The sequence below is a fragment of the Novosphingobium mangrovi genome (assembly GCF_022818885.1).
GTDB lineage: Bacteria > Pseudomonadota > Alphaproteobacteria > Sphingomonadales > Sphingomonadaceae > Novosphingobium > Novosphingobium mangrovi.
Window position 1 is genome coordinate 1 of the sequence record NZ_JALHAT010000009.1, and the last position, 25,414, is coordinate 25,414.

General features: G+C 66.0%; 18 protein-coding genes. 10 read left to right on the forward strand and 8 right to left on the reverse strand.

What is annotated here, in order from left to right; genetic code table 11:
- Positions 1-38: 38 nt before the first annotated feature.
- Complete coding sequence (locus MTR65_RS07740; protein ID WP_419145037.1) at positions 39-1,661, forward strand: alkaline phosphatase D family protein; 1,623 nt, start codon at positions 39-41, stop codon at positions 1,659-1,661.
- A gap of 216 nt (positions 1,662-1,877) precedes the next feature.
- On the opposite strand, the gene map is transcribed toward MTR65_RS07740, so the two are convergent.
- Entirely contained in the window at positions 1,878-2,687 is an 810-nt protein-coding gene (gene map, locus MTR65_RS07745; protein ID WP_268739308.1) for a type I methionyl aminopeptidase, read from the reverse strand.
- Entirely contained in the window at positions 2,684-3,547 is an 864-nt protein-coding gene (hemF, locus tag MTR65_RS07750; RefSeq protein ID WP_243798826.1) for an oxygen-dependent coproporphyrinogen oxidase, read from the reverse strand. The genes map and hemF overlap by 4 nt, the downstream gene beginning before the upstream one ends.
- 66 nt (positions 3,548-3,613) lie before the next feature.
- Here hemF and pdeM point away from each other — a divergent pair, with 66 nt between their 5' ends.
- From pdeM to MTR65_RS07765, 3 genes are all read left to right on the forward strand, one after another.
- Positions 3,614-4,306, forward strand: coding sequence for a ligase-associated DNA damage response endonuclease PdeM (pdeM, locus tag MTR65_RS07755; RefSeq protein WP_243798828.1), 693 nt, complete (start codon positions 3,614-3,616; stop codon positions 4,304-4,306).
- A 168-nt stretch (positions 4,307-4,474) separates the two neighbouring features.
- Positions 4,475-4,996 carry a translation initiation factor IF-3 gene (infC, locus tag MTR65_RS07760; RefSeq protein WP_039388811.1) on the forward strand — a complete coding sequence of 174 codons (522 nt, stop codon included), beginning with the start codon at positions 4,475-4,477 and terminating at the stop codon, positions 4,994-4,996.
- A gap of 169 nt (positions 4,997-5,165) precedes the next feature.
- Complete coding sequence (locus tag MTR65_RS07765; RefSeq protein ID WP_226632626.1) at positions 5,166-5,810, forward strand: trimeric intracellular cation channel family protein; 645 nt, start codon at positions 5,166-5,168, stop codon at positions 5,808-5,810.
- Between the two features lie 138 nt (positions 5,811-5,948).
- Here the strand turns inward: MTR65_RS07765 and MTR65_RS07770 are convergent, their stop codons facing one another.
- The 5 genes from MTR65_RS07770 to MTR65_RS07790 all read right to left on the reverse strand — a co-directional run bounded on the left by MTR65_RS07770 (position 5,949) and on the right by MTR65_RS07790 (position 16,226).
- The gene (locus tag MTR65_RS07770) at positions 5,949-7,547 is read right to left on the reverse strand and encodes a DUF5597 domain-containing protein (protein ID WP_243798831.1); all 1,599 of its coding nucleotides are present in this window, start codon (positions 7,545-7,547) and stop codon (positions 5,949-5,951) included.
- A gap of 73 nt (positions 7,548-7,620) precedes the next feature.
- Positions 7,621-9,273: an alpha-L-fucosidase gene (locus MTR65_RS07775; protein WP_243798833.1), complete on the reverse strand. Its 1,653-nt coding sequence runs from the start codon at positions 9,271-9,273 to the stop codon at positions 7,621-7,623.
- 282 nt (positions 9,274-9,555) lie between these two features.
- On the reverse strand, positions 9,556-12,432 hold the full coding sequence (locus tag MTR65_RS07780; protein WP_243798835.1) for a TIM-barrel domain-containing protein: 2,877 nt from the start codon (positions 12,430-12,432) through the stop codon (positions 9,556-9,558).
- Positions 12,433-12,459: 27 nt separating this feature from the next.
- The gene (locus MTR65_RS07785; protein ID WP_243798837.1) at positions 12,460-14,091 is read right to left on the reverse strand and encodes a DUF5597 domain-containing protein; all 1,632 of its coding nucleotides are present in this window, start codon (positions 14,089-14,091) and stop codon (positions 12,460-12,462) included.
- Entirely contained in the window at positions 14,091-16,226 is a 2,136-nt protein-coding gene (locus MTR65_RS07790; protein WP_243798840.1) for a beta propeller repeat protein, read from the reverse strand. The genes MTR65_RS07785 and MTR65_RS07790 overlap by 1 nt, the downstream gene beginning before the upstream one ends.
- Positions 16,227-16,480: 254 nt before the next feature.
- Between MTR65_RS07790 and MTR65_RS07795 the strand changes: the two genes are divergently transcribed.
- Genes MTR65_RS07795 through MTR65_RS07815 form a run of 5 tightly spaced genes read left to right on the forward strand, consistent with a single transcriptional unit; the run spans position 16,481 to position 21,652 of the window.
- Positions 16,481-17,596 (forward strand): fumarylacetoacetate hydrolase family protein, encoded by a 1,116-nt coding sequence (locus MTR65_RS07795; RefSeq protein WP_243798842.1) that lies wholly within the window; start codon positions 16,481-16,483, stop codon positions 17,594-17,596.
- Between the two features lie 49 nt (positions 17,597-17,645).
- Complete coding sequence (locus tag MTR65_RS07800; protein ID WP_243798853.1) at positions 17,646-18,431, forward strand: D-xylose 1-dehydrogenase; 786 nt, start codon at positions 17,646-17,648, stop codon at positions 18,429-18,431.
- Positions 18,432-18,481: 50 nt separating this feature from the next.
- Complete coding sequence (locus MTR65_RS07805; protein WP_243798855.1) at positions 18,482-19,354, forward strand: SMP-30/gluconolactonase/LRE family protein; 873 nt, start codon at positions 18,482-18,484, stop codon at positions 19,352-19,354.
- Positions 19,317-20,816, forward strand: coding sequence for a sugar porter family MFS transporter (locus MTR65_RS07810; RefSeq protein ID WP_268739309.1), 1,500 nt, complete (start codon positions 19,317-19,319; stop codon positions 20,814-20,816). The genes MTR65_RS07805 and MTR65_RS07810 overlap by 38 nt, the downstream gene beginning before the upstream one ends.
- 2 nt (positions 20,817-20,818) lie before the next feature.
- Positions 20,819-21,652, forward strand: a complete 834-nt coding sequence (locus tag MTR65_RS07815; RefSeq protein WP_243798846.1) for an aldose 1-epimerase — start codon at positions 20,819-20,821, stop codon at positions 21,650-21,652.
- A gap of 5 nt (positions 21,653-21,657) precedes the next feature.
- On the opposite strand, the gene MTR65_RS07820 is transcribed toward MTR65_RS07815, so the two are convergent.
- Positions 21,658-22,752, reverse strand: a complete 1,095-nt coding sequence (locus tag MTR65_RS07820) for a LacI family DNA-binding transcriptional regulator (protein ID WP_268739310.1) — start codon at positions 22,750-22,752, stop codon at positions 21,658-21,660.
- Between the two features lie 139 nt (positions 22,753-22,891).
- On the opposite strand from MTR65_RS07820, the gene MTR65_RS07825 reads away from it, so the two are divergent.
- Positions 22,892-25,327: a glycoside hydrolase family 3 protein gene (locus MTR65_RS07825; RefSeq protein WP_243798849.1), complete on the forward strand. Its 2,436-nt coding sequence runs from the start codon at positions 22,892-22,894 to the stop codon at positions 25,325-25,327.
- The last annotated feature ends 87 nt before the right edge of the window (positions 25,328-25,414 follow it).

A 25,414-nucleotide genomic window follows, 5' to 3' on the forward strand; every position in this document is an offset into this window, starting at 1 on the left:
CGTTTCCCGATAGCCTGCGACACAGGACACTGCCTGCCATGCCTCTCACTCTCGACCGCCGCCTTCTCATCCAGGGCAGCCTCCTTGGCCTCGGCGCCCTGGCGCTGCCGGGCCTGGCCCAGGCAATGACCGCACAGGGCTTCACCCACGGCGTAGCGAGCGGTGAGCCTTCGGGCAATTCGGTCCTCCTGTGGACGCGCTACGTCGGCAGCGGCGAGACAAACTTGCGCTGCGAAGTCGCCGCCGACGAGGCCTTCAGCAAGGTCGTGTCGGGCGGCGAGGTGATCGCCTCGCCCGAGCATGACAACTGCGCCAAGCTCGTTGTCACCGGCCTCGCCCCCAACCGCTGGTACCACTACCGCTTCATCGCCCCCGATGGCTCTATCAGCGATGTTGGCCGCACCCGCACGCTGCCCACCGGCCATGTCGCGCGCTTCGGCATCGGGCTGTTCTCCTGCTCGAACATGCCCTTCGGCTTCTTCAACGCCTATGCCCATGCGGCCAAGCGCGACGACCTCGACCTCGTCATCCACGTCGGCGACTACCTTTACGAATACGCCCCCAACGGCTCCTATCCCGCCAAGGCCATGGCGGGCCGCGAGGTTCAGCCCGACCACGAGATCCTGACGCTCGCGGACTACCGCCTGCGCTACGCCTCCTATCGTCTGGATCCGGACCTCCAGGCCCTCCACCGCCGCTTCCCGATGCTGGCGCAGTGGGACGACCACGAACTCGCCAACGATGCCTGGATGAACGGTGCGGAGAACCACCAGAGCGAGACCGAAGGCCCCTGGAGCGCGCGGCGCGCCATCGCCGAGCGCGTCTACCGCGAATGGATGCCGGTCTCCGACACTCCTTACAACAGCTTCCAGATCGGCTCGCTCGCCACGATCTTCCGCCCCGAAACCCGCATCACCGGACGCGTCGAACAGCTCGATTTCGCCAGGGCACTCGCGGGCAAGGACGACATCGCCCGGGCCATGATCGAATTTCGCGACGGCGCCTGGCAGGACCCGGCCCGCACCGTCATGGGCGCAGCGCAGGAGCAATGGCTCAACCGCGAGATCGCGCAGTCGGTCAAGTCCGGCACACGCTGGCAGGTCCTCGCCCAGCAGATCGTCATGGGCTCGCTCAAGTCGCCTACCGAGATGGCCGACATCACCCCCAACGGTGCCGATCCCAAGGTGCGCCAGGCGCTCACGGGTATCGCGGCGGCCAGCAAGGTCGGCCTGCCCTTCAACATGGATTCCTGGGACGGCTACCCGGCGGCACGCGAACGCCTGCTGCGCGCCGCGCGCGAGGCCGAAGCGAACCTCGTCGTCCTCTCGGGCGACAGCCACAACGCCTGGGGCCAGAACCTCAGCCTTGATGGCGCCCCCGTCGGTGTCGAATACGCAGGCCACTCGGTCACCTCGCCGGGCTTCGAGAGCTACCTTCCTTCGGTTGCCCCGCAGAACCTGGCGCGCGCACTGCAAGGCGCCAACCCCGGCCTCTCGCTGTGCGACGCCAGCCGCCGCGGCTACGTCTCGCTCGACCTCACGCAAGACAGCGTGCGCGGGGCCTGGCACTTCATGAGCACCATCGCCGCGCGCACAACCACAGGCACAACCCAGGAAGAGCGCGTGGTCAACTGGGGAACGCACGCCTTCGCCGCCGTTTGATCGGAAAGTAGAAGAAGGGACATCCGAGGGCCATCGCCCTCGGGCTCCCCAAACCTGTCGAGCGCAGCGTGAGCATGGAAGCTTGCGCCCGGGGCGCAGCCCCCATTACCCTGCATCCTAGCCTGTGCAGCGCGATGGTACCGGAGGCGAACTGCCGCTGCCGATTCCGGGAGCCCGAGGGCGATGGCCCTCGGAACGTCCTCTTACTCTTTCAACCTAGAACGCCCCCGCCCGCTCCAGCTTCGCCGCCATCGCGCGCTCTTCCGGGCGCAGGGTCAGCACGCGCACTCCGCTCGCCGTAACCGCAACGGTGTGCTCGAACTGCGCGGAGAGGCCACCGTCCAGCGTGCGCACAGTCCAGCCGTCCTTCTCCTGACGCACGCCGCGTCGACCCTGATTGAGCATGGGTTCGATGGTGAAGGTCATCCCCTCCTCGATCAGGACGCCGGTGCCCGGACGGCCGAAGTGGAGGACCTGGGGTTCTTCGTGCATCTGCTGGCCGATGCCGTGCCCGCAGAACTCGCGCACGACTGAATAGCCTGCACGGTGCGCGTGGCGTTCGATGACGTGACCGATATCGCCCAGCCGCGCGCCGGGGCGCACTTCGGCAATCCCCTTCCAGAGCGCGGCGTAGGTCGTCTCGACCAGCTTGCGCGCGGCCGGATGCACCTCACCGACCAGATAGGTCTTGCTGGAATCGGCGATATAGCCACCCTTTTCCAGCGTGATGTCGAAGTTGACGATGTCGCCATCCTTCAGGACATCGCTGTCCTTGGGCATGCCGTGGCACACGACCGAGTTGATCGAGGAATTGAGCACATAGGGAAAGCCGTACTGCCCCTTGCTCGCCGGGCGGGCGCCCAGTTCATCGACGATGAAGCGCTCGACCATGGTGTCGATTTCCAGCGTGGACTTGCCCGCCAGCGGCGTGCGGTCGATCAGCCCGAAGACCGAGGCCAGCAGGCGCCCGGCTTCGGCCATGAGATCGACCTCCCAGGGCGCCTTGCAGAAGTCCTGGCGGCTCAACTCCAGGTCGCCTCGGGCGGCAGGCTCATCAGGATGGCATCGATGTTGCCGCCGGTCTTGAGGCCAAACAGCGTGCCCCGGTCATGGACGAGGTTGAACTCGGCGTAGCGTCCGCGCCATTCCAGTTGCTGCGCCTTGTCGGCAGGCGTAAATTCCATCCCCATGCGGCGGCGCACCAGCTTGGGGAAGATGGCGAGGAACGCCTCGCCCACCGCCCTCGTGAAGGCAAAGTTCGCCTCCCACATCGCTTCGTCGGCGCATTCCAGGTGATCGTAGAAGATCCCGCCCACGCCCCGGTGCACCTTGCGGTGGGGAATGTAGAAGTACTCGTCCGCCCAGGCCTTGAAGCGCTCGTAGTAGTCCTCGCCATGCGCGTCGCAGGCCGCCTTGAAGGCCGCGTGGAATTCCTCGGTATCCTCATCGTAGGGAAGCGGCGGATTGAGGTCCGCGCCGCCCCCGAACCAGGCCTTGGTCGTGGTGAGAAAGCGGGTGTTCATATGGACCGCGGGCACATGCGGGTTGGCCATGTGCGCAACAAGGCTGATCCCGGTGGCCGAGAATTCGGGGCGCTCCACCGAGGCACCGTTGATCGAGCCTGCGAACTCCTTGCCGAAAGCGCCGTGGACCGTGGAGATGTTGACCCCCACCTTCTCGAACACCTGCCCCTTCATCAGTCCGCGCGTACCGCCGCCGGTCTCGCCCTTTTCATCGTCGACCGCATCGCGCCGCCAGGGCGTGTACTGGAACGAGGCCTCGCTGCCGGCTTCGCGCTCGATCGCCTCGAACTCGGCGCAGATCTGGTTGCGCAGGGTTTCGAACCATTCGCTGGCGCGGCGAGTGTGGGGGGCCCAATCGGTCATAGCTGTCCTGTTTCTCGTTGTGGGCACGCGCTTGCCAAATCGGACCGGACACGGCAAGGAAAAGCCATGGTTCCCTTTTCGTTCTGCGCGCAGGAGATGGTCCTGCTGGAAGGCTCCGGTTCGCGCCCCGGTGCGCTGTACTGGCCGCGCGAGGATGCGCTGCTGGTTGCCGACCTGCACCTGGAGAAGGCCAGCTTCTACGCGCGCACCGGACAGATGCTGCCGCCCTACGACAGCCGCGAGACGCTCGAGCGTCTGGCGCAGGCGGTGCGCAAGACCGGCGCACGCCGGGTCTTCGCGCTCGGCGACAACTTCCACGACAGCGCAGGGCCGGAGCGCCTGGAGCCGCACGCGGCGGGCATGCTCGATGCCCTCACCCGCGCGCTCGACTGGGTCTGGATCACCGGCAACCACGATCCCGAACTGGGAACGGCGGCGGGCGGCACCTGCGTGGCAGAGATGCGCGTCTCGGGCATTGCGCTGCGCCACGAGGCCCATCCCAACGTCACCGAGCCAGAGCTTTCCGGGCATTTCCACCCCCGTCTGGAAGTGACCGCACGCGGGCGCCGCATCCGCCGCGCCTGCACCGTGGCCAGTGAGACGCGCCTCATCCTCCCGGCGTTTGGTGCGCTCACCGGAGGCATGGCGGCTGACGATCCCGCGATCCTCGGCGCTTTGCAACCTGCCCAGGCCATCGACGCCCTGATCCCGGCGCAAAAACGGCTTGTTCGCTACCCCCTCTGGCGAAAAGCGGCCTGATTGCCTATATAGAAGGACAAGGCCGGGTCTCCGGCCGGGGCATCCATTGTGGAACGTTTGGAAAATCGCACTTTGCGCGAGGCGACGATTCGCATTAAGGACGCCCGCATTCGCACGATTTCAGAGTAACGACTCAGGAGAACGCATATAGCACCCCCACCCCGGCGCATGATGGCGCCACCGGTCAAGAGCGGACCGCGCTACAACAAGTTCATCCAAGCCGACAAGGTCCGCGTGATCGACGAGAACGGCGAGAATGTTGGCGTCCTTTCGACGCGTGACGCAATCGAGCGTGCGGCCGATGTCGGCCTCGACCTCGTGGAAGTGTCGCCCAACGCCGATCCGCCGGTGTGCAAGTTTCTCGATGTAGGCAAGTACCGCTACGAGGCCCAGAAGAAGGCCAACGCAGCGCGTAAGACCCAGAAGACGCAGGAGATCAAAGAGATCAAGATGCGTCCCAACATCGATGACCACGACTATGACGTGAAGATGCGCAACGTACAGCGCTTCATCGAGGCGGGCGACAAGGTGAAGGTCACCCTGCGCTTCCGCGGCCGCGAACTTTCGCACCAGCAGCTGGGCATGAACCTGCTGCGCCGCGTGCAGGAAGGCGTCGCCGAGATCGCCAAGGTCGAAGCCTACCCGCGCATGGAAGGCCGTCAGATGCTCATGGTGCTCTCGCCCAAGTAAGCATCTCGGGCCTTCGCGCCACGAATTTCCGGAAGGCGCCCCGACAGGGGCGCCTTCTGTCGTTTCAGGGGCACTAAGTTTCTCCGATACGAAAATTCCTTCGGACAACGCACCGCCTGCGGGTCGCCCCCTATTCCCCCTCACGCCCGGGCGTGTGTAAGGCTGGGTGATGCCTGTTGCCACCCAACTCGTCCCCGCTGAACTCGTTCTCGTCGGGCCGATCCTCGACATCGTGAACTACACCGGGATCGCCGTGTTCGCGGTTTCGGGGGCGCTCGTCGCGGCGCGCAAGAACCTCGACATCATCGCCTCGATCTTCTTCGCCACCGTCGCCGGTATCGGAGGAGGCTCGCTGCGCGACGTCTTCACGGGCGTTCAGGTCAACTGGATCCTCTCTCCGGCCCCGCTGGTGCTGTGCATTGCGGTCGGCATCCTGGTCTGGCTCTTGCCCACCCGCATCTGGCCCGAGCGTGCGCTGGAATGGTTCGATGCGGGCGGTCTGGCCGCCTTTGCGGTCTTCGGCACCGGCAAGGCGCTCAGCCTGGGCGCGGCCCCCCTTCCCGCCGTCGCCATGGGCGTGATGAGCGCGTGCATGGGCGGCGTCATCCGCGACGTGGTCGCAGGCGTCCCCTCGATCCTCCTGCGCAACGAACTCTACGTGACCGCCGCGCTGCTGGCGGCCGGCGTCTTCCTGGGCCTGACCATGGCCGGGCTGTCGTCCGGGCTCGCGACGATCCTCGCCACGCTTTGCGGTTTCTGCCTGCGCGGCGCGGCGATCCACTGGGGGCTGCGGCTGCCGCGGCACAAGGGATAGAAAGTGATGATTCAAGGGGCCATCGCCCCTTGACCCCATACTGTCTGCCTCACCTTTCTCAGCCACCGAGGCGCGCGAAAGGTGGGCTAGATATTATGGGGAGCCCGAGGGCGATGGCCCTCGGAAATACTCTTCTTCTTACCGGATCGGGTAACTCGCCAGCTTCACGTGCAGGATCTGGTTGGCAGCGGTGAAGTTAAGCCCCCAGTCGACCTGATCCCCGTTCCACACCCGCTCGAAGACCCAGTTGCCCTCCGCGTCGTAATGGCCCTGCTCGACGCGATCGAGGATGAGGTTCGCGCGGGCAGGGTCGGCCATCTCGAACGTCACGCGCGCGAAGCGGCCAGTGACGAGGTATTCATCGGGGGCGATTTCAGCGAGGACCGCACCGCCCTTGGGCCAGTCGTTGCCCTTGGCCTCCCCCATGCCCCAGTCGCCGCGCCCGAAGCTGACCTCGGCCTTGTAGCGGCCGAGATCCAATACCTCGCGGTGTTCGTCCGCCGGGTCTTCCGGTTCCGCCGCGCCCCAGGTCTTGCCCGCAAAGGCCCACTTGGCCCAGAGCCGGTCGAGCCCCTCGAACAGGGCGTAGTTCGCCGAAAACGGGGTCAACGCCTCATCGTTCAGCTTCGAGGTGACCGGAAAGCTCGGCAAGTAGCGCAGGCGGTCGATCCCGAAGGGCGACCAGCCGATCGCGCCGCGCCCCATCGCCTCGAAGAAGAAGCGCGCGTACTCCTTCGCATGACCCGTCTCGGGCACGAAGAGCGCGTTGTCCGGGCGGTCGTACTTGTCGAGGAAGCCGAGGTAATCCTTGTGCTTCGTGGTGTAGATGTCGGGCCCGACAAGGTCGAGATGCGGGGCGGCCGCCTTGTAGACGTCGACCACGGTGTTGGCCGGGCCGCCGCTCGCGTAGGTATTGGGATCCTGCCAGTCGAACGGATTTCCGGTCAGCGCAGCGTTCGCGTACATCGGCAGCGGCTTTACCGCCTTTCCCGCAGCGGCAACCGCATCGATGTAGCGCGCGACATGCCAGGAGTGAAAATAGAGCTCGGCATCGCGCCCGTAGAGCTCCTGCCAGGTCCCCTTCCCCTTGCCCGTCTTCCGGCGCAGCGCCTCAGGAACGGGGGCGGCAAAGGCCTTCTCGGCCGCCGGCGAGTGGTCGCGGGCAAGGCCATAGGTGCCCGGCTCGTTCTGGACCTGCACCATGATGACCGTGTTCTGCGGATCGACCTCCTTCAGGTGGCCCATGAGCGCAGCAAAGGCCCGGCTGTCGGCCTCGAGCGTCGACTTCGCGAAAGGCGAAAGTGCATAGTGGAAGGTTCCATCGGCCCGGCGCATACGCGGGAAGCGGTCATTATCCAGCTTCACCCAGGCCGGCGCGTACTGCGGGTTGGTGTTCTTCCAGGTCGCGAACCACAGGAGGACCAGGCGCACATCGTGCGCGCGAGCTTGGTCCAGCAAGGTATCGACGGCGGAGAAATCGAACTTCCCTTCCTCGGGCTCGATCTGCTCCCAGCCGATCGGCGCTTCCACGGTGTTGACGTGCATGGCCTCCATCGCGGGCCAGACGCCAGGCATCGCGGCAGGCCAGGAGCTGGAGTTGTTGATCTGCGCGCCCAGCATCAGGAACGGCGCACCGTCGACCATCAGGGCTTGGCGCCCATCCTTCGTGGCGATCCGAGGCAATTCTTCGGCGCCTGCCATCGCGGGCAGGACCGACAGCGCCAGGGCGCCTGCCATTCCCCAGCCGCACCGAACCATTCGCCAAAACATCGCTCTCTCCTGTTTTTCCATTGCTTGCCGACCGGGGCAATCAAACGAGCCCCGGCCCCTCGATCTTGAGCACCGGCACGAACAGGTCCTCCGGCGCGAGGTCGAGGTGCAGAGCATCTGCGTCCTGGCGAAAGCGCACCGGGCCACCGCCCACCTGCGTGATCCGCGCAATCCGGCCCTTGCCTGCCTGCGCCAGCGCGCGGCGGCCAAGCGCCCGGACCTGGAGCGGCGCATCTCTCGTTGCCAGCACGAAGAGGTAGAGCGCGTCCTCCCTGGTCGTGAAGCGCACGTCACCCGGCACGAAGCCTTCAAAGCCGCCCTCGTTCTGCATACCGACCTGAAGCTGGGTCGGTCCCTCGCCGTAGACGTGCCAGGGGCGCGAGCCGTAGACCGCCTCCCCGTTCACCGTGAACCAGCGCGCGAGATCGTCGAGGATCTTCTCTTCCTCGGCATCGATCGTGCCATCCCCGCGCTGGGGCACCGACAGGAGCAGGTTGCCGTTCTTGGAGATGACGTCAGCAAGGCGCTGCACCACGGCGGCTGCGGGCACGTAGCTCTTGTCGGTAAAGCGCGCGCGGTTGTAGAACCAGTCGCCAAGGCACGTGTCGGTCTGCCAGGGCTCATCCCAGAGATGGTCTGTGAAGCCGCGCTCGACATCCTGTACGAGCCCGAAGCGCGCGCGCGGGGTCAGCTGCTTGGCGGTCAGAATCACGTCGATCTTGCCATGCCATTCAAGCGAGCGGTTGTAGTAGTCCGCCGCCGCCGCGAGGCCATAGGGCCCGAAGGGCAGCTCGTAATTGTCCATGTAGCAGAAGTCAGGGCGGTACTTCGCAACCAGATCCATCTGGCGCAGCAACCACTGGCGCGCGAAGGCGGTGTCGCCGGGCGGCGTGCTCTCGATCCACTCGCCGTCGTGCGCGTCGTGCCAGGCGTTCATGGCCGCGATGCTTTCAATGCCGTCCGGCGCGACCATGTGGCGGCCGGTATAGAGATCCTGCGGATCAAGGCCCTCCCACCAGGTGCCTGCGCCATCCGCCTTCGTCAGATGGTAGGCATCGTAGCGCTCGCCCGCACGCGGTCCTTCGGGATCGTAGGCATAGGCAGGCTGGTACCAGTGCCAGGCATGCGAGGTGTGGTTGGAGACACCGAACTTGAGGCCTGCACGGCGCGCCGCTTTCTCCCAGGTCCCGACCACGTCGCGCCCCGGCCCGACGCGCAGCGAGTTCCAGCCGTGGTGCGCGGAATCGTAGCAATCCAGGTTGTCGTGATGGCAGGCGAGGCTGACGAAGTACTTCGCGCCCGCCTTCACGAAACGGTCCATCAGGCCTTCAGGGTCCCACTTGTCGGCGGTCCAGCGCTTCTGGACTTCCATCATGCCGGTGTCGGCGGGATGGCCATAGGTGCGCAGATGGTGCTCGTACATGGGGTGGCCCTGCATGTACATGAAGCGGCCGTACCAGTCGCCCTGCTCGGGCACCGACTGCGGGCCCCAGTGCGACCAGATGCCGAACTTGGCGTCCCGAAACCAGTCGGGGTAGCGGTAGTTCGCCACCAGCGAATTCCAGGTCGGCTCGACCGGCCCCGGCTTCGTCGCGATCTGCCCCTGCGCCGGTCCGGCCAGTCCGGCAAGACCGCCCGCTCCCAGCGCGCTGGCGAGGAAGGCGCGCCGGGAGGGATGAAGCCCCTTCAGCATGACGCACACCGCCTCGTGGCTCGGCTGTTCCTGCGTGACGCTGACATGCGGAAGGCTCTCCCAGAAAAGGTAACGCTACCACCAACTAGCGCGGCATCTGCGTTTGTTTCAAATTAATTCAAGAGGCCGAAAAAACGGCACGATTGGGCGATACAACTATGATTTATAGTCAATATCGCCCCCTCAGGACTTGCCCGAGGGGACACACTTCTGCATGGGAGGGCCTGGCCTGCCTCACTTTTGGAGGAGGAGAGGCGAGGCAGGCCAGACCCCGCAAGTCAGTTACGGACGCTCGATCCGCACCGCCTTGCCATTCCATGTCACTTGCGCATCGTAGCTCGTCGCCTCGGCCACACTGTCGCCGGGTGCGATCCACTTCACGCGCACGGTACGGCTCTGGGGCATTCCCTCGTAGCCCTGACCCTCACGCGCGCCGAGCGTGACGGTGCCGGTGGCATCGTCATAGGCAATCGGCATGCGCTCGAACGCACCGGTCTTGTAGTCGAGCGAGCGGCCATCGTCGTTGTAGAGCGAGAACGAACCGTCCGCGCCGGTGTAGACGACCAGCGTCACGGGCGCCTCGGGCTGTTCATCCACGTACTGGATGACCGGGCCCATCGGCACGATCGAGCCCGCCTTCACGAACAGCGGCATGCGCTCGGCAGGCGCCGGTACGGTCGCCGAAGTACCGCCCTCGTAGGCCTTGCCGGTCTCGAAGTCGTACCAGGTCAGGCCCTGGCCCGGGAACCAGACCTCGCGCTCACGCACCTGGTAATCCGCCACGGGTGCAACCAGGAAGGCCTTGCCGAAGAGGAACTGGTCGTTGACCGCGCGGGCCTTCGCATCCTCGGGGAAGTCCATGACCATGCCGCGCATGATCGAGCCATCCTTGAGGTAGGTGTCCGCGCCCAGGGTGTAGATGTAGGGCATCAGGCGGTAGCGCAGCTTGTCGTACCACACCATCGAGGCGCGCATGTCCGAACCTTCCGGCGCGATCTCGAAGATCTCGCGGTAGGGGAACTCGCCATGGCTGCGGAAGATCGGGCTGAAGGCACCGAACTGGAACCAGCGCAAGTTCAGCTCCTGCCATTCGGCAAGGTCTTCCGGCGTCGGGTTCGCGACGGTCCAGCGCGGCTCGACCGAGAAGCCGCCAATGTCGTGCGTCCAGTTGGCAAAGCCCGACATGGCGGTGTTCACGCCCGCCGAGATCTGCGCCTTGAGGTCATACCAGCGCGTCGCAACGTCACCCGACCACACGGCCGAGCTGTAACGCTGCAGCCCTGCGAAACCCGAGCGCGTCAGCAGGAAGGGGCGCACGTCCGGCTTGTAGGACGACCAGCCGTCGTAGAACGCCTCGGCGTTCATCAGCGGGAACGAGTTGAAGAACTCGGCCGCAGGACCAGCCGCCGTCGGGCCCATCGTGTCGATGCGCTTTTCGATCGAGAGGTTGGAGTGCAGGTCCGGCTCGGAGGCGTCCGCCCACCAGGCGTCGAAGCCCTTGACCGCGATCTTCTTCTCGATCTGGTCCCAGAAGATCTCGCGCCCCTTCTCCGAATAGGGGTCGTAGAAGGAATTGAGGTAGCCCACGCCGACCCAGTCCTTGTTCCCCTGCTCGATGTTGCCGTGGTACATCGCGCCCGCGGCATCGAGCTCCTTGTAGTTCTCGGTGGTGGGATAGAACTTGGGCCAGACCGAGATCATGATCTCGGCGTTGTTCGCGTGGACGTCCTCGACCATCGCCGCCGGATCGGGGAAGCGCGTCTCGTCGAAGTCGTGGCTGCCCCAGGCATCGTCCTTCCAGTAACGCCAGTCGAGCACGATGTTGTCGATGGGGTAGTTCAGCTGGCGGTAGGTGTGGAGCACGTCGAGCAGCTGGCTCTCATCCTCGTAGCGCTGGCGCGACTGCCAGAAGCCGTAAACCCACTTGGGCATCATTTCCGACTTGCCGGTCAGCTCGCGGTAGCCCGCAACGACACCGTCCATGTCCTTGCCCGGAATGAACCAGTAGTCCTTGTCGCGCGCGACCTCGCTCGTGAACCAGACCGAATGGCGGTCGGCTTCGGGCATCGGGTCCTTGTGCAGCAGCGCCATGTAGCCCGCGTTGGGCTCCCACTCGATGCGCACCTCGGCGTCCTTGCCCGCGGTCAGCGGCACCTCGAAATCGGCGTACCAGGGGTTCCAGTTCTGGCGCCAGCGGTCGAGCAGCAGCTTCCCGTCGACGTAGACCTTGTAATAGCTCGAGCCGTAGAGCTGGAACTGGTGGGTGCCGGTCTTCTCGGGGTGAAGTGTGCCGGTCCACACCACGGTCTGGGTCTGCACCGCGTTCCCGGCGGTGTTCTGGCCTTCGGTTGCGGCTTCGGTCTTCGCCTTGGCGGCTTCGGGCCACTTGGCCTGGTCCTCGATGTACTGGTAGTCGATCGAGGCTTCCTGCTGCTCGACAGCGAGCTTGCCATCGAGGAAGTACTGCGCCTTGAAGCCGGGCTTGCCGTCCGAGGTGACCTTCAGGCCGCCCTCTTCGCCCACCAGCGCATAGGGCATCGGGTTGCCGAAGCGGGTGATGCTCTCGTTGTCCCAGAGCAGGCCGTAGTTCTTCGTCGAGACGAGGAAGGGCGTGCCGATGTCCATGTTGTGCTGGGCAAGTTCCACGTCCTTGCCGTTGTAGTCCATCACCGCCTGCTGGTGCTGGCCGAGGCCATAGAGGCCCTCGTCGGTGCCGCGGTTGAACTGCTGCGAGACGGTGACATAGGGCGTGCCGTCGGCCGAAGTCTGCGTGAATACGGCGGGCGCACTTTCGCTCAGGAGCTCCGCACCCTTGGCGTCATAGAAGCGCACCTGCCCGGTCGCGGTATTGATCGCGGCGCTGGCCTTGACCGCGCTCACGAAGACATACCCTTGCGTCTCGCTAACCTTGTAGGTGCCCGCCTTGGGCGGGTTGGGCGCCATCAGGCTGGCGTTGGCGGCGGGCGCCTCGAAGCCCTTGGCGTCGGCCACCACGTGGAAGATGCCATCGCCGTGGAGGGTCACCGTCACAGTGTCGGACGGACCGCTGTCGGGGGTGACGATGACGCCGCCCTCGATCTTTTCCACGCTGGCGGCCAGCGCCGGCATCGAACAGAGCGCAGAGCCGGCAAGCAGCGCTGACAATTTCACAAACTTCATTTTCGTATCCCCTGCCCTGTCAGGCTCTCACTTGGATGAATAGAAACCGGTGGTGACCTTGAGCACCTGCGGCCGGTCGATAAGGTTGATCCCGTAGTCGGTCTGGTCGCCGTTCCAGCGTCGTTTCAGCACCCACTTGCCGTTCTCGAAGGTGCCCTCCTCGACCGAAACGACCACGCCGTTCGCCGTGCCATCGGCCGGACTGAAGCGTACACGCACGTGATCGCCCATGACGAGGTACTCGGTCTTGGACAACTGCGCGACCGCCACACCGCCCACCGGCGCCTCTGCCCATTCGGGCGGCTCGGACGGGAGCCAGGTCCAGTCCTTCTCACCGAACTGCCACTGCCCCCAGTCCGCGCTGATCTTCCAGTGGCCCAGCACCGTCTCGCGCGGGGCCCCATCATCGGGCTTGGCCGCGCCCCAGGTCGGGCGGGTATAGGCGATCTTCGCCCATTCGCGCGCGATGGGGGCAAGCGTCGCATAAGGAAGAGCAAAGGCACCCAGCGTTTCCTCATCCAGCGTGCGCGCACCGAGCGGGTAGTTGAAGAAGCCGGTGTCATCCATGCCGAAGGGCGCAAACCCGATCCCGCCGCGCCCGATGGTGGGCCAGAAGAAGCGCGCGAACTCGATCGAATTGCCGATTTCAGGCACCATAAGCGCGTTGTCGGGCCGGGCGTACTTGTCGAGATAGGCGACGATGTTCGCGCTCTCGCGGTCGTAAATATCCGGTCCCGCGAAGTCGATGTCGGGCGCGGCCGCCTTCCAGATATCGAGCACGTCCCACTGCGGTCCGCCGCTGGCAACGCCGGTGGGATCGGGCACGTTGGAGGGGCCTGCAAGCGAGGCGTTGACGTACATCGGCAGGTTCTTCACCGCCTTGCCGGCCTTCGCGACCTCGTTCACGAAATGGGCAACATGCCAGGTCTGGAAGGCGCGCGGGGCCTGCTTGCCGTAAACCTCTTCCCAGGTCCCCGACTTGCCCTCGGCCTTGGCGAGCGCCGCCGGAATGGCCTTGGCAAATTGCGCATTGGCTGCGGCCGAATAGTCGCGCGGGACCCGGTAGGAGCCGGTCTCGTTTTCGGGCTGGACCATGATGACGGTGTTTTGCGCGTCATGGTCGCGCAGGTATTCCATGACCTTCACGAAGGCCCGGCGGTCTGCATCCAGCGTATTTTGCGAGAGCGGCGAAAGCACATAGTGGTCCGAGCCATCGGGCGCCTTCATGCGGGGAAAGCGCGCGTTGTCGAGCTTCACCCAGGCCGGAGTATAGCTGGGGCTGGTGTTCTTCCAGGTCCCGAACCAGAGCAGGACGACGCGCGTGTCGTGCGCGCGGGCACCTTCGAGCAGCGCCTCCAGATAGCTGAAATCAAAGCGTCCCTCGACCGGCTCGACCTGCTCCCAGGCGATCGGAATCTCCAGCGTGTTGGCATGCATCGCCTCCAGCACCGGCCAGACCTCGTCCAGCATCTCAGGGTAGTTGCTCGAATTGTTGGCCTGCGCGCCCAGCATCAGGAACGGCGCGCCATCGACGATCAGCGCGTGGCGTCCGTCCTTGCTTTCCAGCCGCGGCAATTCGCCGGGCGCGGCGAGCGCGGGGCCAGCAAACGCCGCCCCGGCCAGAAGCGCCAGAGACGCTGCGATTGGTGGAAACTTCATCACTTCCTCTCCCCCGCGCCGCTTTTTGGATCGCCATAGACGATGCCGCGGCCGTCGGTTGCAATATAGACGCGCCCGAACAGACGCGGATCGCCAGTCACCATGCGGATGCGCAGGCCCCACTGGTGCTTGTCATCGTTGATGCGCTGCCAGTTCGCACCGCCATCAAGCGAGCGCCAGATCGCGCGCACGCCCTGCTTTGTCCCCAGCGCATAGAGTGCCGGGTCATCGGCATCGGACACGCCCTTGCCGAGACCATAGCGCTCGACGTCGAGGTCGCCGCCGGTCCGGTCCCAGTTCTCACCAAAATCGGGCGAATGCCACAGCTCGCCGCCCAGTTGCAGCCACAGATACCCGGCGCGATTCGGGTCGGCCAGGATCGGCGCGGGCGCCTCGCGGTTGGCCGAGTAGGCGGGCGAGAGATCCCTGGGCAAGCCATGACCGCCCGCTTCCATGAAGTGCGCGCCGCCATCGTAGCTGCGCACGATCCGGTTGTTCGCAAAGTCGATGGCATAGAACCGGCGGGCATCGCGCTTGTCCGAAGTCACCCGCACACGGGAGGGCAGGCCTTCGACGGCGTGCCAGCTTGCCCCGTGATCGCGCGAATACTGCGGCTCATCCGTCTCGACAAGGAATGTGCTCCCGTCCGCCGAGACCGTGATCGCCGCATTGCCGGTCTCCTGCGGGAGGGGAGAGCCATCGGCGTGGCGCTCGCCCTCGGGCACATAGAGCGGCTTCCAACTCGTCGCCCCGTCGTCGGACCAGGCAAGCGAGGTGTCCGGCACCGTGCGCGCGTGGGTATTGCCGCTGCGCACCAGGATCTGCGGTGCATCGCCCGCATAGTCGAGCGTGTTGGTGTTGGAAAGAAACGGGTTCACGTGCTGCGTCGCCGGCGAGACGGCAAAGTCGTCATGCCGGAAGCCACCGATATCGCCAAAGCCGGAGATCAGGTGTACGCCGCCGGTCGGGCTGACCATCGTGATGATCGCGGTCTGCTCCACGCCCTTGGTCCAAGGCTGCCAGTGCATCGTGCCGTCCGCGTCCAGCTCGTCCGTTGCGTAGACCGTCGCGCCCGTCACATAGGCCGCGTGCCCGGCATCGTAGGGGTCGATGGCGAGCCCCGCGATCCAGTGCCCGAAATTGGCCTTGGCACCGAAATCGAGGAAGGGCGTTGCCGACACGTCCCGCACCGAACGCTTCCACAGCGCCTCCCAGTGCGCCCCTGCATCGTGGCTCAGCCATACGGTGTCGACGGGATTGCCCCGATCCACAGTGCTGACGGCCAGCATGGCAGGGTCCTGCGCCGAGACAGCCACGCCCATGTAGCCGCCCATGGGCGCATCCGGGCCCTTCTGGGGCGTCACGTCCTGCCAACTTTCCCGCGCCGGATCGAAGCGCCAGACCGCGCCGCGCGTAATGCCGTTGGGGCCGATGGCGTCGCACAGCGTAACCGTCAGCACGTGATCGCTGCCGACCACGGCCTTGACCGCAAGGAGGCCCTTGCCCGGGCCGCCCGCAACCGCCTGCCAGGTTTCTCCACCATCCTCGGAACGGTAGAGGTGTGCGCCTTCAGGATCGGCGTTGCCCACGAAGACACGCCCCTTCACCGCCGGATCGAACACCACGAAGGAAAGCCCGCCATGCGTTGCACGGCGACCTTCAGGAATGCCCAGGCCTGCCAGCGGAAAGGCTTCGACCTTGCGCCAGCTCGCGCCCGCATCGTCGCTACGCCAAAGACCCTGGTGCCGCGAGCCAAAGAACAGGCGCTGATTGTCGAACGGATCGATGGCCAGCCGTTCGCCCAGACCACGCCCGTCCTCGTTGCCGCCCATCACGAAGGGAACATCGCTGCGCGCCCAGTGCACACCATAGTCGCGCGAGCGAAAAATGGCCGCCGGGCCACCCTTGTGCATGCCCGCAGCCAGATAGACCGTACCCGCATCGACAGGATCGGCCGCGACGCTTTCGATGCCCATGAAGCTGCCTTCGGAAACGCCGTCGAGAAGCTGCACCCAGCGGTCCGCCTTCGCGTCCCAGCGATAGGCACCGCCCATATCGCTGCGCAGGTACGCCAGCCCCTTCTCGATGGGGCTGAAGACGATGCCGGGCGTGAAACCACCTCCGCCGACGCGCACGTGCTGCCAGTCGTAGGAAGCCGATTCGGCTCGTTCGGAGCGCGCAAGGACCTGACCTGCAGGCGCGGCCAGAGCCACTCCCGCAAGAGGTAATGTGAGCGCATAAAACGCCGCCCTACGTGCCTTGCCCCAGGCCATAACCGCCCCGCTCTCCTCACGATCGAACCTTCTGGTCGACCAATCCCAAAGTCGCGTCTTGACGCTGTCGTGGTTGTCATAGATAACGCTAACACCTGCGGAGGGGAATAGCACTGATGAAAAATATACCGGCCCTTGACAGGGGCCTGCCCGAAGACTGGCGTGCCGGCACGTTTCTTGGCCGTATCGAGACCAGCGAAGGCCCCAGCCCCATTCTGATTCGCGACGGACGTGTCTTCGACATGGCCAAGGTCGCGCCGACAGTTGCTGATCTCATCGCGCAGCACGTACGCGAAGGCGGCGTGGAACTGGGCGGAATCGAAGTTCTGGACGAAGCCGTCCTGCTCAGCCCGATCGACCTGCAGTGCGTGAAGGCCTGCGGCGTGACGTTCGCGGTCTCCGCGCTCGAGCGCGTGATCGAGGAACGCGCCCGCGGCGACTACCGCAAGGCCCAGGAACTGCGCGGCAAGATCGAGGATGCGCTGGGCGGTTCGGTCCGCACCACCGTCCCCGGCTCGCCCGAGGCCGACGCGCTCAAGCAGACGCTGATCGGCGAGGACCTGTGGTCGCAGTACCTCGAAGTCGCCATCGGGCCGGACGCGGAAGTCTTCACCAAATGCCCGGTTCTCGCAACCGTCGGTCAGGACGCCGAAATCGGCGTGCGCTCGGATTCCAGCTGGAACAACCCCGAACCCGAAGTCGTGATGGTGGCCGGCCCCGACGGCAAGGCCGTGGGCGCGACGCTTGGCAACGACGTCAACCTGCGCGACTTCGAGGGCCGCTCGGCCCTGCTCCTGGGCAAGGCCAAGGACAACAACGCCAGCTGTTCGCTCGGCCCCTTCATCCGCCTCTTCGACGCGGGCTACACCATCGAGGACGTGCGCAGCGCCGATGTCGCGATGACCATCGAGGGCACCGACGGCTACCGCCTCGAAGGCCACTCGACCATGCGCGAGATCAGCCGCGACCCCGAGGATCTGCTGAGCCAGGCGATGAGCGAACACCAGTACCCGGACGGCCTCGTGCTGTTCTGCGGCACGCTGTTCGCCCCCACGCAGGACCGTGACGAGCCGGGCAAGGGCTTCACGCACAAGGTGGGCGACACGGTCACCATCTCGAGCGCGCGCCTGGGCACGCTGACCAACACCGTCCGGACTTCGGCCGAGGTCGCCCCCTGGACCTTCGGCCTTTCCGACCTCTTCCAGAATCTCGCCAAGCGCGGGCTTCTTTGAAAACCATCCAAGCAAAAGAACGAGAATAGACGTGGGCGAGCAGGACACGATGCTGAGCAAGGCTTCCACCGATGGCGTGAGCGCTATCTATCCCGAACTCCAGGACGCGAAGGTCATCGTCTCGGGCGGCGCGAGCGGCATCGGCGAGGGGCTCGTCAAGGCCTTCGTGGCGCAAGGGGCGCAGGTCGCCTTCGTCGACATCCAGGACGAGGCCGGTAACGCACTTGCGCGCGAGCTGGCGCAAGATGCGCGCCACGCGCCGATCTACCACCACCTGGACCTCACCGACATCGGCGCGGTGCAGGCAACGATGGCGGATCTCGTTGCTCAGCTTGGCGGCGTCGACGTGCTCGTCAACAACGCGGCGAACGATGATCGCCATGCTGTTGTCGACGTCACGCCGGCGTTCTGGGAAGAGCGCATGAACGTGAACCTGCGCCACCAGTTCTTCGCGGCCCAGGCAGTCATCCCCGCGATGAAGGCCGCCGGTGGCGGCGCGATCATCAACTTCGGTTCGATCTCCTGGCACCTGGGTCTGCCCGACCTCGTTCTCTACCAGACCGCCAAGGCCGCGATCTCGGGCATGACCCGCAGCCTTGCGCGCGATCTTGGCCGCGACAACATCCGCGTCAACACGGTGGTTCCGGGCAACGTGAAAACGCCGCGCCAGGAAAAGTGGTACAGCCCCGAAGGCGAAGCGGAAATCGTTGCCGCGCAATGCCTTTCGGGCCGCATCATGCCCGACGACGTCGCCGCACTTGTCCTCTTTCTTAGCTCGCACGGGGCCCGTATGTGTACCGGCCACGATTACTGGATCGACGCCGGCTGGCGCTGATCCGGTCCCTTCGAGCCTAAAAAGAACACAAGGACGAGAGAGTGAGAGCGATGCAGGCAGACCATTTCCTGAAAGTCGGTGCGCACCTTGGCGAAGGCCCCTGCTGGATCGACGGCGCGCTGTGGTTCGTCGACATCAAGGGCAACACCGTCTTCAAGGTCGATCCCGAGACCCACGCGCTCACCCGCTGGGCAACCCCTGAACACGTGGGCTGGGTCCTGCCGAGCGAACACGGCGGCCTCATCGTCGGCCTCCAGTCGGGCCCGCACCGCCTCGATCCCGAGAGCGGCACCCTCACCCGGATTGCACAGGTCCACACCGACCTGCCCGACAACCGTCTGAACGATGCCGCCATCGATGCCGAGGGCCGCGTGTGGTTCGGCTCGATGGACAATCTGGAAGAGAGCGAAACCGGTGTCGTCTTCGTCCTCGACAAGGGCGAAGTGCGCGAGAGCGCAATCCCGGCCATCACCATCACCAACGGCCCCGCAATCTCGCCGTGCGGCAACTGGCTCTACCACGTCGACACCATCGGGCGCCGCGTTTTCCGTCACGCCATCCAGGCCGACGGCACGGCGGGTGAAGGCGAGCTCTTCCTCGACTTCACCACGCCCGATCGCGACGACTGGGGCCATCCCGACGGCGCGATCTGCGATGCCGAGGGCGGCATCTGGCAGGGCTTCTTCGGCGGGGCCGCCGCGCGCCGCTTCGCGCCCGACGGCACGCTGACCCACGAGGTTCGCTTCCCGGTCAGCAACGTCACCAAGATCACGCTGGGCGGCCCGGACGGTCGGACCGCCTACGCCACGACCGCGCGCCAGGGCCTGAACGAGGCCGAACTGGCCGCGCAGCCGCAGGCGGGCGATCTCTTCACCTTCCGGGTCGATGTACCCGCGGGCGCGCCACGCAGCGCCAACACCTGATTTGAGCGCGGGCCGTACGCTGCCATCAAGACGTTCGGCGGCCCGTTGGGAAAGGATTACTGGAATGGACAGGGTTGAGATCAACGCCCGCCTGGTGGCGCTCGTCGTCGCCGTGGCAACCATCGGCGGGTTCATGTTCGGCTACGATTCGGGCGTCATCAACGGGACCCAGAACGGGCTCGAGGCCGCCTTTGACCTCGGCAGCCTGGGCATCGGCATCAATGTCGGCGCGATCCTTGTCGGCTCCTCGTTCGGCGCCTTCATCGCAGGCCGCCTGTCCGACCGGATCGGGCGGCGCGGCACGATGATGCTGGCCGCCGTCCTCTTCCTCGTCTCTGCGCTCCTTGCAGGCGCGGCAGGCTCCTCGGCGATCTTCATCATCGCGCGCATCATCGGCGGGCTCGGGGTCGGCGCGGCGAGCGTCACCTCGCCGGTCTACATCTCCGAGATGACGCCCGCCGAAGTGCGCGGACGCCTCTCCAGCGTGCAGCAGGTGATGATCATCACCGGCCTTACCGGCGCCTTCCTCGCCAACTTCGTGCTGGCGCGCTGGGCTGGCGGTTCGACCGCGACGCTCTGGCTGGACTTTCCGGCATGGCGCTGGATGTTCTGGCTCCAGGCAATTCCGGCCCTGATCTACTTCCTCGCGCTCCTGGGCATTCCCGAGAGCCCGCGCTACCTCGTCACGCAAGGGCGCATCGAGGAAGCCCGCGCTGTGCTGACCCGCCTCTTCGGCGCGGCCACCGCGCAGCGCAAGGTCGCCGAGATCGAGGCCTCGCTCGCCGCCGACCATCACCAGCCCAAGCTCTCCGACCTCGTCGACAAGGCCACCGGCAAGATCCGCCCGATCCTGTGGGTGGGTATCGGCATCGCCGTGTTCCAGCAGCTCGTGGGCATCAACGTCGTCTTCTATTACGGCGCGACGCTGTGGCAGGCCGTGGGCTTCACCGAAGACTCCGCGCTCCAGATCAACATCATCTCGGGCGCGCTCTCGATCGGCGCGTGCCTCATCGCCATCGCCTTCATTGACCGCCTGGGCCGCAAGCCCCTGCTGCTGATCGGCTCGGCGGGCATGACCGTGACGCTGGGCGTGGTCGCCTGGGCCTTCTCGACCGCCGTCACCGGCGCCGACGGAGCCGTGAGCCTGCCGGGCAACGCAGGCCTCATCGCGCTGATCTCAGCCAACGCCTACGTTGTCTTCTTCAACGTCAGCTGGGGCCCTGTGATGTGGGTGATGCTGGGCGAGATGTTCCCCAACCAGATCCGTGGCTCAGCGCTCGCCGTGGCCGGCTTTGCCCAGTGGATCGCGAATGCGGTGATCTCGGTCAGCTTCCCGACGCTGGCCACGACGCCCGGCCTCTCGGTCACGTACGTGCTCTATGCGCTGGCCGCCCTCGTCTCGTTCTTCTTCGTGCGCGCCACCGTAATCGAAACGCGCGGCCGCGAACTCGAGGACATGTAAGGATGCGCTTGGCCTCGGGCGACTGGGCCCTCATGCTCGATCCGGCAGCGGGCGGCCTGATCCGCACGCTGACCCGTCGGGGCGCGGACATCCTGCGCCCCATGCCCGAGGGCAGCGCAGAGCCGCTGGAGAGCGCCTGCTTCCCCCTCGCGCCCTACGCCAACCGGATCGCGCACGGCCGCTTTGACTGGGGAGGCGAGACCTTCTCGCTCAGCCCCAACCATCCGGCGATTGCCCACCCGATCCACGGCACCGCCTGGCTGGGCGAATGGATGGTGCGCGACAGCCGGGAGGATGCGGTCACGCTGGTCCATGCGCATAGAGCCGACGCCGACTGGCCCTGGTCCTTCGCGCTGACCCAGACGCTGCGCCTGAGCGCGCAAGGGCTCACCGCGCGCCTCGAGCTCACCAACACCGACACGCGCGCGATGCCTGCGGGCCTGGGCTTCCACCCCTGGTTCGCACGCGCGGACGTCACCGGGATCTCCTTTACGGCCAAGGGCCTGTGGCTGGGCGATGCCGAAATGCTCCCGACCGAGCACACCAGGCCCGACGCCCTTGGGGACTGGAGGACGCCCGCCCCGCTCGAACGGCCGCACCTTATCGACAACTGCTACACCGGATGGAACGGCGCCGTGCACATCGCGCGGCGCGACGGCGACCTCGTGCTCGAAAGCGCGGGCACGCCCTACCTCCACCTCTTCGTTCCGCAAGGTGCCGACTTCTTCTGCGCCGAACCGCAAACGACCATGCCCGATGCGGTCAACCACGATGCCCCCGCCCCTCTGGAGCCGGGCGCCACGCGCACGCTTGAAATGACGATCCGCTCGGCCTGAGAAGGTCAGACGGTGGCAGGAACCCGCGTTGCCGGACGGCGGCGGGGCGCCGCGTCGGACTGCCGGCGCACAAGCTCGTAATCGACCATGATGCGCTGCTCCCCGACTTCGGCGCTGCGCTTGTTGCGCAGGAACGTCGCGAGGAGCTCGACGGCCTGACGGCTCATCGCCGCGATGGGCTGGTGGATCGTGGTGAGTTCGGGCCAGATCGTCGTCGCCATGGCCACATCGTCGAACCCGCAGACGGTGAGATCGCCGGGCACGTCGAGCCCGCGCCGATGCGCGACCGCAACAGCCGCAGCGGCCATGTCGTCGTTGCTGGCGAAGATCGCGGTCGGCGGTTTTTCCTGCGCCAGCAGCTGCTCGGCCGCATCTAGCCCCGAGCGATACGTGAAGAAACCTTGCGCGACGAGCGCCTCGTCATAGGCATAGCCCGCGTCGGCCAACCCCTGAAGATAGCCTTCATGGCGGTCCTTGCTGGCCGCAAGATCGGGGTGCCCGAGGATGAAGCCGATCCGCTCATGCCCGAGGGAAGCAAGGTGCGCGGTCATCTCGCGCGCCGCGCTCGCATCGTCGATCAGGATTGTAGCGATGCCCTCCTGCTCCTTGGGTGTGGCAACGGCCACGGTCGGAATGCCGGACTGGCGCAGAACGCCAAGGACTTCCTCGGCTTCGCAGATCGGCGGGGGCAGGATCACGCCATCGACGCCGCCTGCAACCATGCGCTCGACCGCCGCAGCCAGCTCCTCGCCCTCTTCCACCTTCTGGATGACGATCTGCACGTCGAGCCGGCCAGCTTCTTCCAGACTGCCGACGATGAAGGCCGAAAGGAACGCCTCGGACGGGTTGGAATAGAGAAGACCGATACGGATCTGCGAGGCCCCGGCCAGGCTGCGCGCGGCACGGTTAGGCGCGTAATTGAGCTTGGCGATCGCCTCGTTCACGGTGTCGCGCGTGGATTGGCGCACTTTGGGCTCGGCATTGATCACACGCGAAACGGTCATCATCGAGACGCCCGCCATCGCGGCCACGTCTGCAATCGTTGGGGCTCCCGTCTGCCGCGATCGCGGGGACCGGCGTTTGCGCTCACTATCTGCCATAAGCCGACTTTAGCAGGACTTCGCCAAAGGCAAAGGCGTAGCCTTGGCGATGCCAAAAATTTCACATCGGCGAAAAATGGTAGCGCAATCATTCTGCATGTCCTACGGTTCCTGTGAAGAAATTCTGGACGAGGATGACATGAGGCGTTTCAACCGCATCGCGCAGGCGTTTGCGCTCAGTTCCTGCGCGGCGCTCGCGCTGGCCCAGCCTGCCCTTGGCGACGAGGCCCCCGCGCCCACTCCGGTGCACCCGGACAAGTGGCCTGCGGCCAAGAGCCCCGACTTCATTGATCCCGCGATCGAGGCGAAGATCACCAAGCTCATGGCGCAGATGTCGCTGCGCGAGAAGGTCGGCCAGATGATCCAGGCCGACACCGCCGCGATCACGCCTGAGGACCTGCGCGAATATCCGCTCGGCTCGATCCTTGCAGGCGGCAACTCGCCCCCCATCGGCGCGCCCGACCGCTCGCCCGCCGAGCCCTGGATCGCCACCAGCCACGCCTTCGATGCGGTCGCGCTGGAGAAGCGCAAGGGCCACGTCGCCATTCCCATCATCTTCGGCATCGATGCGGTCCACGGCAATTCCAATGTCGTGGGCGCCACGCTCTTCCCGCACAACAGCGGCCTTGGCGCGATGCACGACCCCGAACTCATGCGCGAGATCGGCCGGGCCACCGCCGCCGAGACCGCAGCAAGCGGCATCCACTGGGCCTTCGGCCCGACACTCGCCGTGCCGCAGGACGACCGCTGGGGCCGCGCCTACGAAGGCTATTCCGAAAACCCCGCACTCGTCGCCGCCTACGCCGCGCCGATGATCGAGGGCCTGCAGGGCGCGCCCGGCACCCCCAACACCGTCCAGGCAGGCCGCGTCTCGGCCAGCGTCAAGCACTTCCTGGGCGATGGCGGCACCACCGAGGGCATCGACCAGGGCGACACCCAGGTCGATGAGGACACGCTCATCCGCATTCACGATGCAGGCTATCCGCCCGCCGTCGATGCCGGCACGATGACCGTCATGGCCTCGTTCCAGAGCTGGAACGGGATCAAGATGCACGGCAACAAGGCTCTGCTTACCGATGTGCTGAAGGGCCGCATGGGCTTCGACGGCTTCGTCGTGGGGGACTGGAACGGCCATGGCCAGATCCCGGGCTGCACCAACACCGATTGCCCCGACACCTTCAACGCCGGGCTCGACATGGCGATGGCCCCCGACAGCTGGAAGGGCCTGTTCAACTCGACCCTCCAGCACGCCGAGGACGGCACCATCCCGATGGCGCGCATCGACGATGCCGTGCGCCGCATCCTGCGCATCAAGTTCAAGCTCGGCCTGTTCGACGCGGCCCGCCCCTACGAAGCCAAGTGGCGCAGCGTCATGGGCGCGCCCGAGCACCGCGCGATTGCCCGGCGCGCCGTGCGTGAGAGCCTCGTCCTCCTCAAGAACGAGGGCGTGCTGCCGATCAAGTCGAGCGCCAACGTCCTCGTCGCGGGCGAAGCGGCCGACGACATCGGCCGCCAGTCGGGCGGGTGGACGCTTTCCTGGCAGGGCGATGGCAATACCAACGCCGATTTCCCCGGCGCAACCTCGATCTACGCTGGCATCGAACAGGCGCTCGAAGCGGGCGGCGGCACGGCCACGCTTTCGGTCGACGGCAGCTTCGAGCAGAAGCCCGATGTCGCCATCGTCGTCTTCGGCGAGGAACCCTACGCAGAGCTTCGCGGCGACATCCGCAGCCTCGAATTCCAGCCCGGCGACAAGAAGGCGCTCGCGCTCCTTACCAAGCTGAAGGCGGCCGGGATCCCGACCGTCTCGGTCTTCCTTTCGGGCCGCCCGCTTTGGGTAAACCCCGAGATCAACCAGTCCGACGCCTTTGTCGCGGCCTGGTATCCGGGCTCGGAAGGCGCAGGGATCGCCGATGTGCTGGTGGGCGGTGCCACCGACTTCACGGGCGCCCTCTCGTTCAGCTGGCCCAAGCGCGCCGACCAGTTCCGCCTCAACGCGGGCGATGCGGACTACGACCCGCTCTTCGCGCTCGGCTATGGCCTGAGCTATGCGAAGAGCGGCCACGTCCCCGCGCTCGGCGAAGAGCCCGGCATTGACGCCAGCGCCACCAACACCAGCACCTACATCGCCGATGGTATTCTTGCGAAGCCGTTCACGATGGGCCTCGACGGCGCAGTTTCGCAGCGCCTGGTTGATAGCGCCGACCGGCAGGAAGGCGCGATCCGGCTCGACTGGGCGGGCGAAGGCCAGATGAATATCGATGGCCCCAACCTCAAGCTCGACCGCGAAGCCAATGCGGACATGAACGTGGAGGTGATCTACCGCCTCGACACCGCGCCGACGGCCCCCGTCACGCTCTCGCTGGGTTCGGGCACCGTGCGCATCGACGAAGCGCTGGCGCAACCGGGTACCTGGTCTTCGCTCAAGATCTCGCTCAAGTGCTTCGGCCAGCACGGCACGTACCTGGGCGGTATCACCAAGCCCTTCGCGCTCAAGGCCAAGGCGCCCTTCGCGGTCTCGATCTCGGACATGCGCATCGCCACCGACCCGGCCGGGACCGTCTGCCCCGAATAAGGAGGTCTCGCGCGATGACTGCTTCCCCCGCCACCTCGCGCCGGGCCCTGCTCGGCGGCCTCGCCGCGCTGGGCGTGGCCGCCACCG

Coding starts and splice junctions, on each gene's coding strand:
- MTR65_RS07740 (WP_419145037.1), top strand. CDS start 39: ATGCCTCTCACTCTCGACCGCCGCCTTCTCATCCAGGGCAGCCTCCTT.
- MTR65_RS07805 (WP_243798855.1), top strand. CDS start 18,482: ATGCAGGCAGACCATTTCCTGAAAGTCGGTGCGCACCTTGGCGAAGGC.
- MTR65_RS07820 (WP_268739310.1), bottom strand. CDS start 22,752: ATGGCAGATAGTGAGCGCAAACGCCGGTCCCCGCGATCGCGGCAGACG.
- MTR65_RS07825 (WP_243798849.1), top strand. CDS start 22,892: ATGAGGCGTTTCAACCGCATCGCGCAGGCGTTTGCGCTCAGTTCCTGC.
- MTR65_RS07765 (WP_226632626.1), top strand. CDS start 5,166: ATGCCTGTTGCCACCCAACTCGTCCCCGCTGAACTCGTTCTCGTCGGG.
- MTR65_RS07800 (WP_243798853.1), top strand. CDS start 17,646: ATGCTGAGCAAGGCTTCCACCGATGGCGTGAGCGCTATCTATCCCGAA.
- pdeM (WP_243798828.1), top strand. CDS start 3,614: ATGGTTCCCTTTTCGTTCTGCGCGCAGGAGATGGTCCTGCTGGAAGGC.
- MTR65_RS07815 (WP_243798846.1), top strand. CDS start 20,819: ATGCGCTTGGCCTCGGGCGACTGGGCCCTCATGCTCGATCCGGCAGCG.
- infC (WP_039388811.1), top strand. CDS start 4,475: ATGATGGCGCCACCGGTCAAGAGCGGACCGCGCTACAACAAGTTCATC.
- MTR65_RS07775 (WP_243798833.1), bottom strand. CDS start 9,273: ATGCTGAAGGGGCTTCATCCCTCCCGGCGCGCCTTCCTCGCCAGCGCG.
- MTR65_RS07795 (WP_243798842.1), top strand. CDS start 16,481: ATGAAAAATATACCGGCCCTTGACAGGGGCCTGCCCGAAGACTGGCGT.
- MTR65_RS07780 (WP_243798835.1), bottom strand. CDS start 12,432: ATGAAGTTTGTGAAATTGTCAGCGCTGCTTGCCGGCTCTGCGCTCTGT.
- MTR65_RS07770 (WP_243798831.1), bottom strand. CDS start 7,547: ATGGCAGGCGCCCTGGCGCTGTCGGTCCTGCCCGCGATGGCAGGCGCC.
- hemF (WP_243798826.1), bottom strand. CDS start 3,547: ATGACCGATTGGGCCCCCCACACTCGCCGCGCCAGCGAATGGTTCGAA.
- MTR65_RS07785 (WP_243798837.1), bottom strand. CDS start 14,091: ATGAAGTTTCCACCAATCGCAGCGTCTCTGGCGCTTCTGGCCGGGGCG.
- MTR65_RS07810 (WP_268739309.1), top strand. CDS start 19,317: ATGTACCCGCGGGCGCGCCACGCAGCGCCAACACCTGATTTGAGCGCG.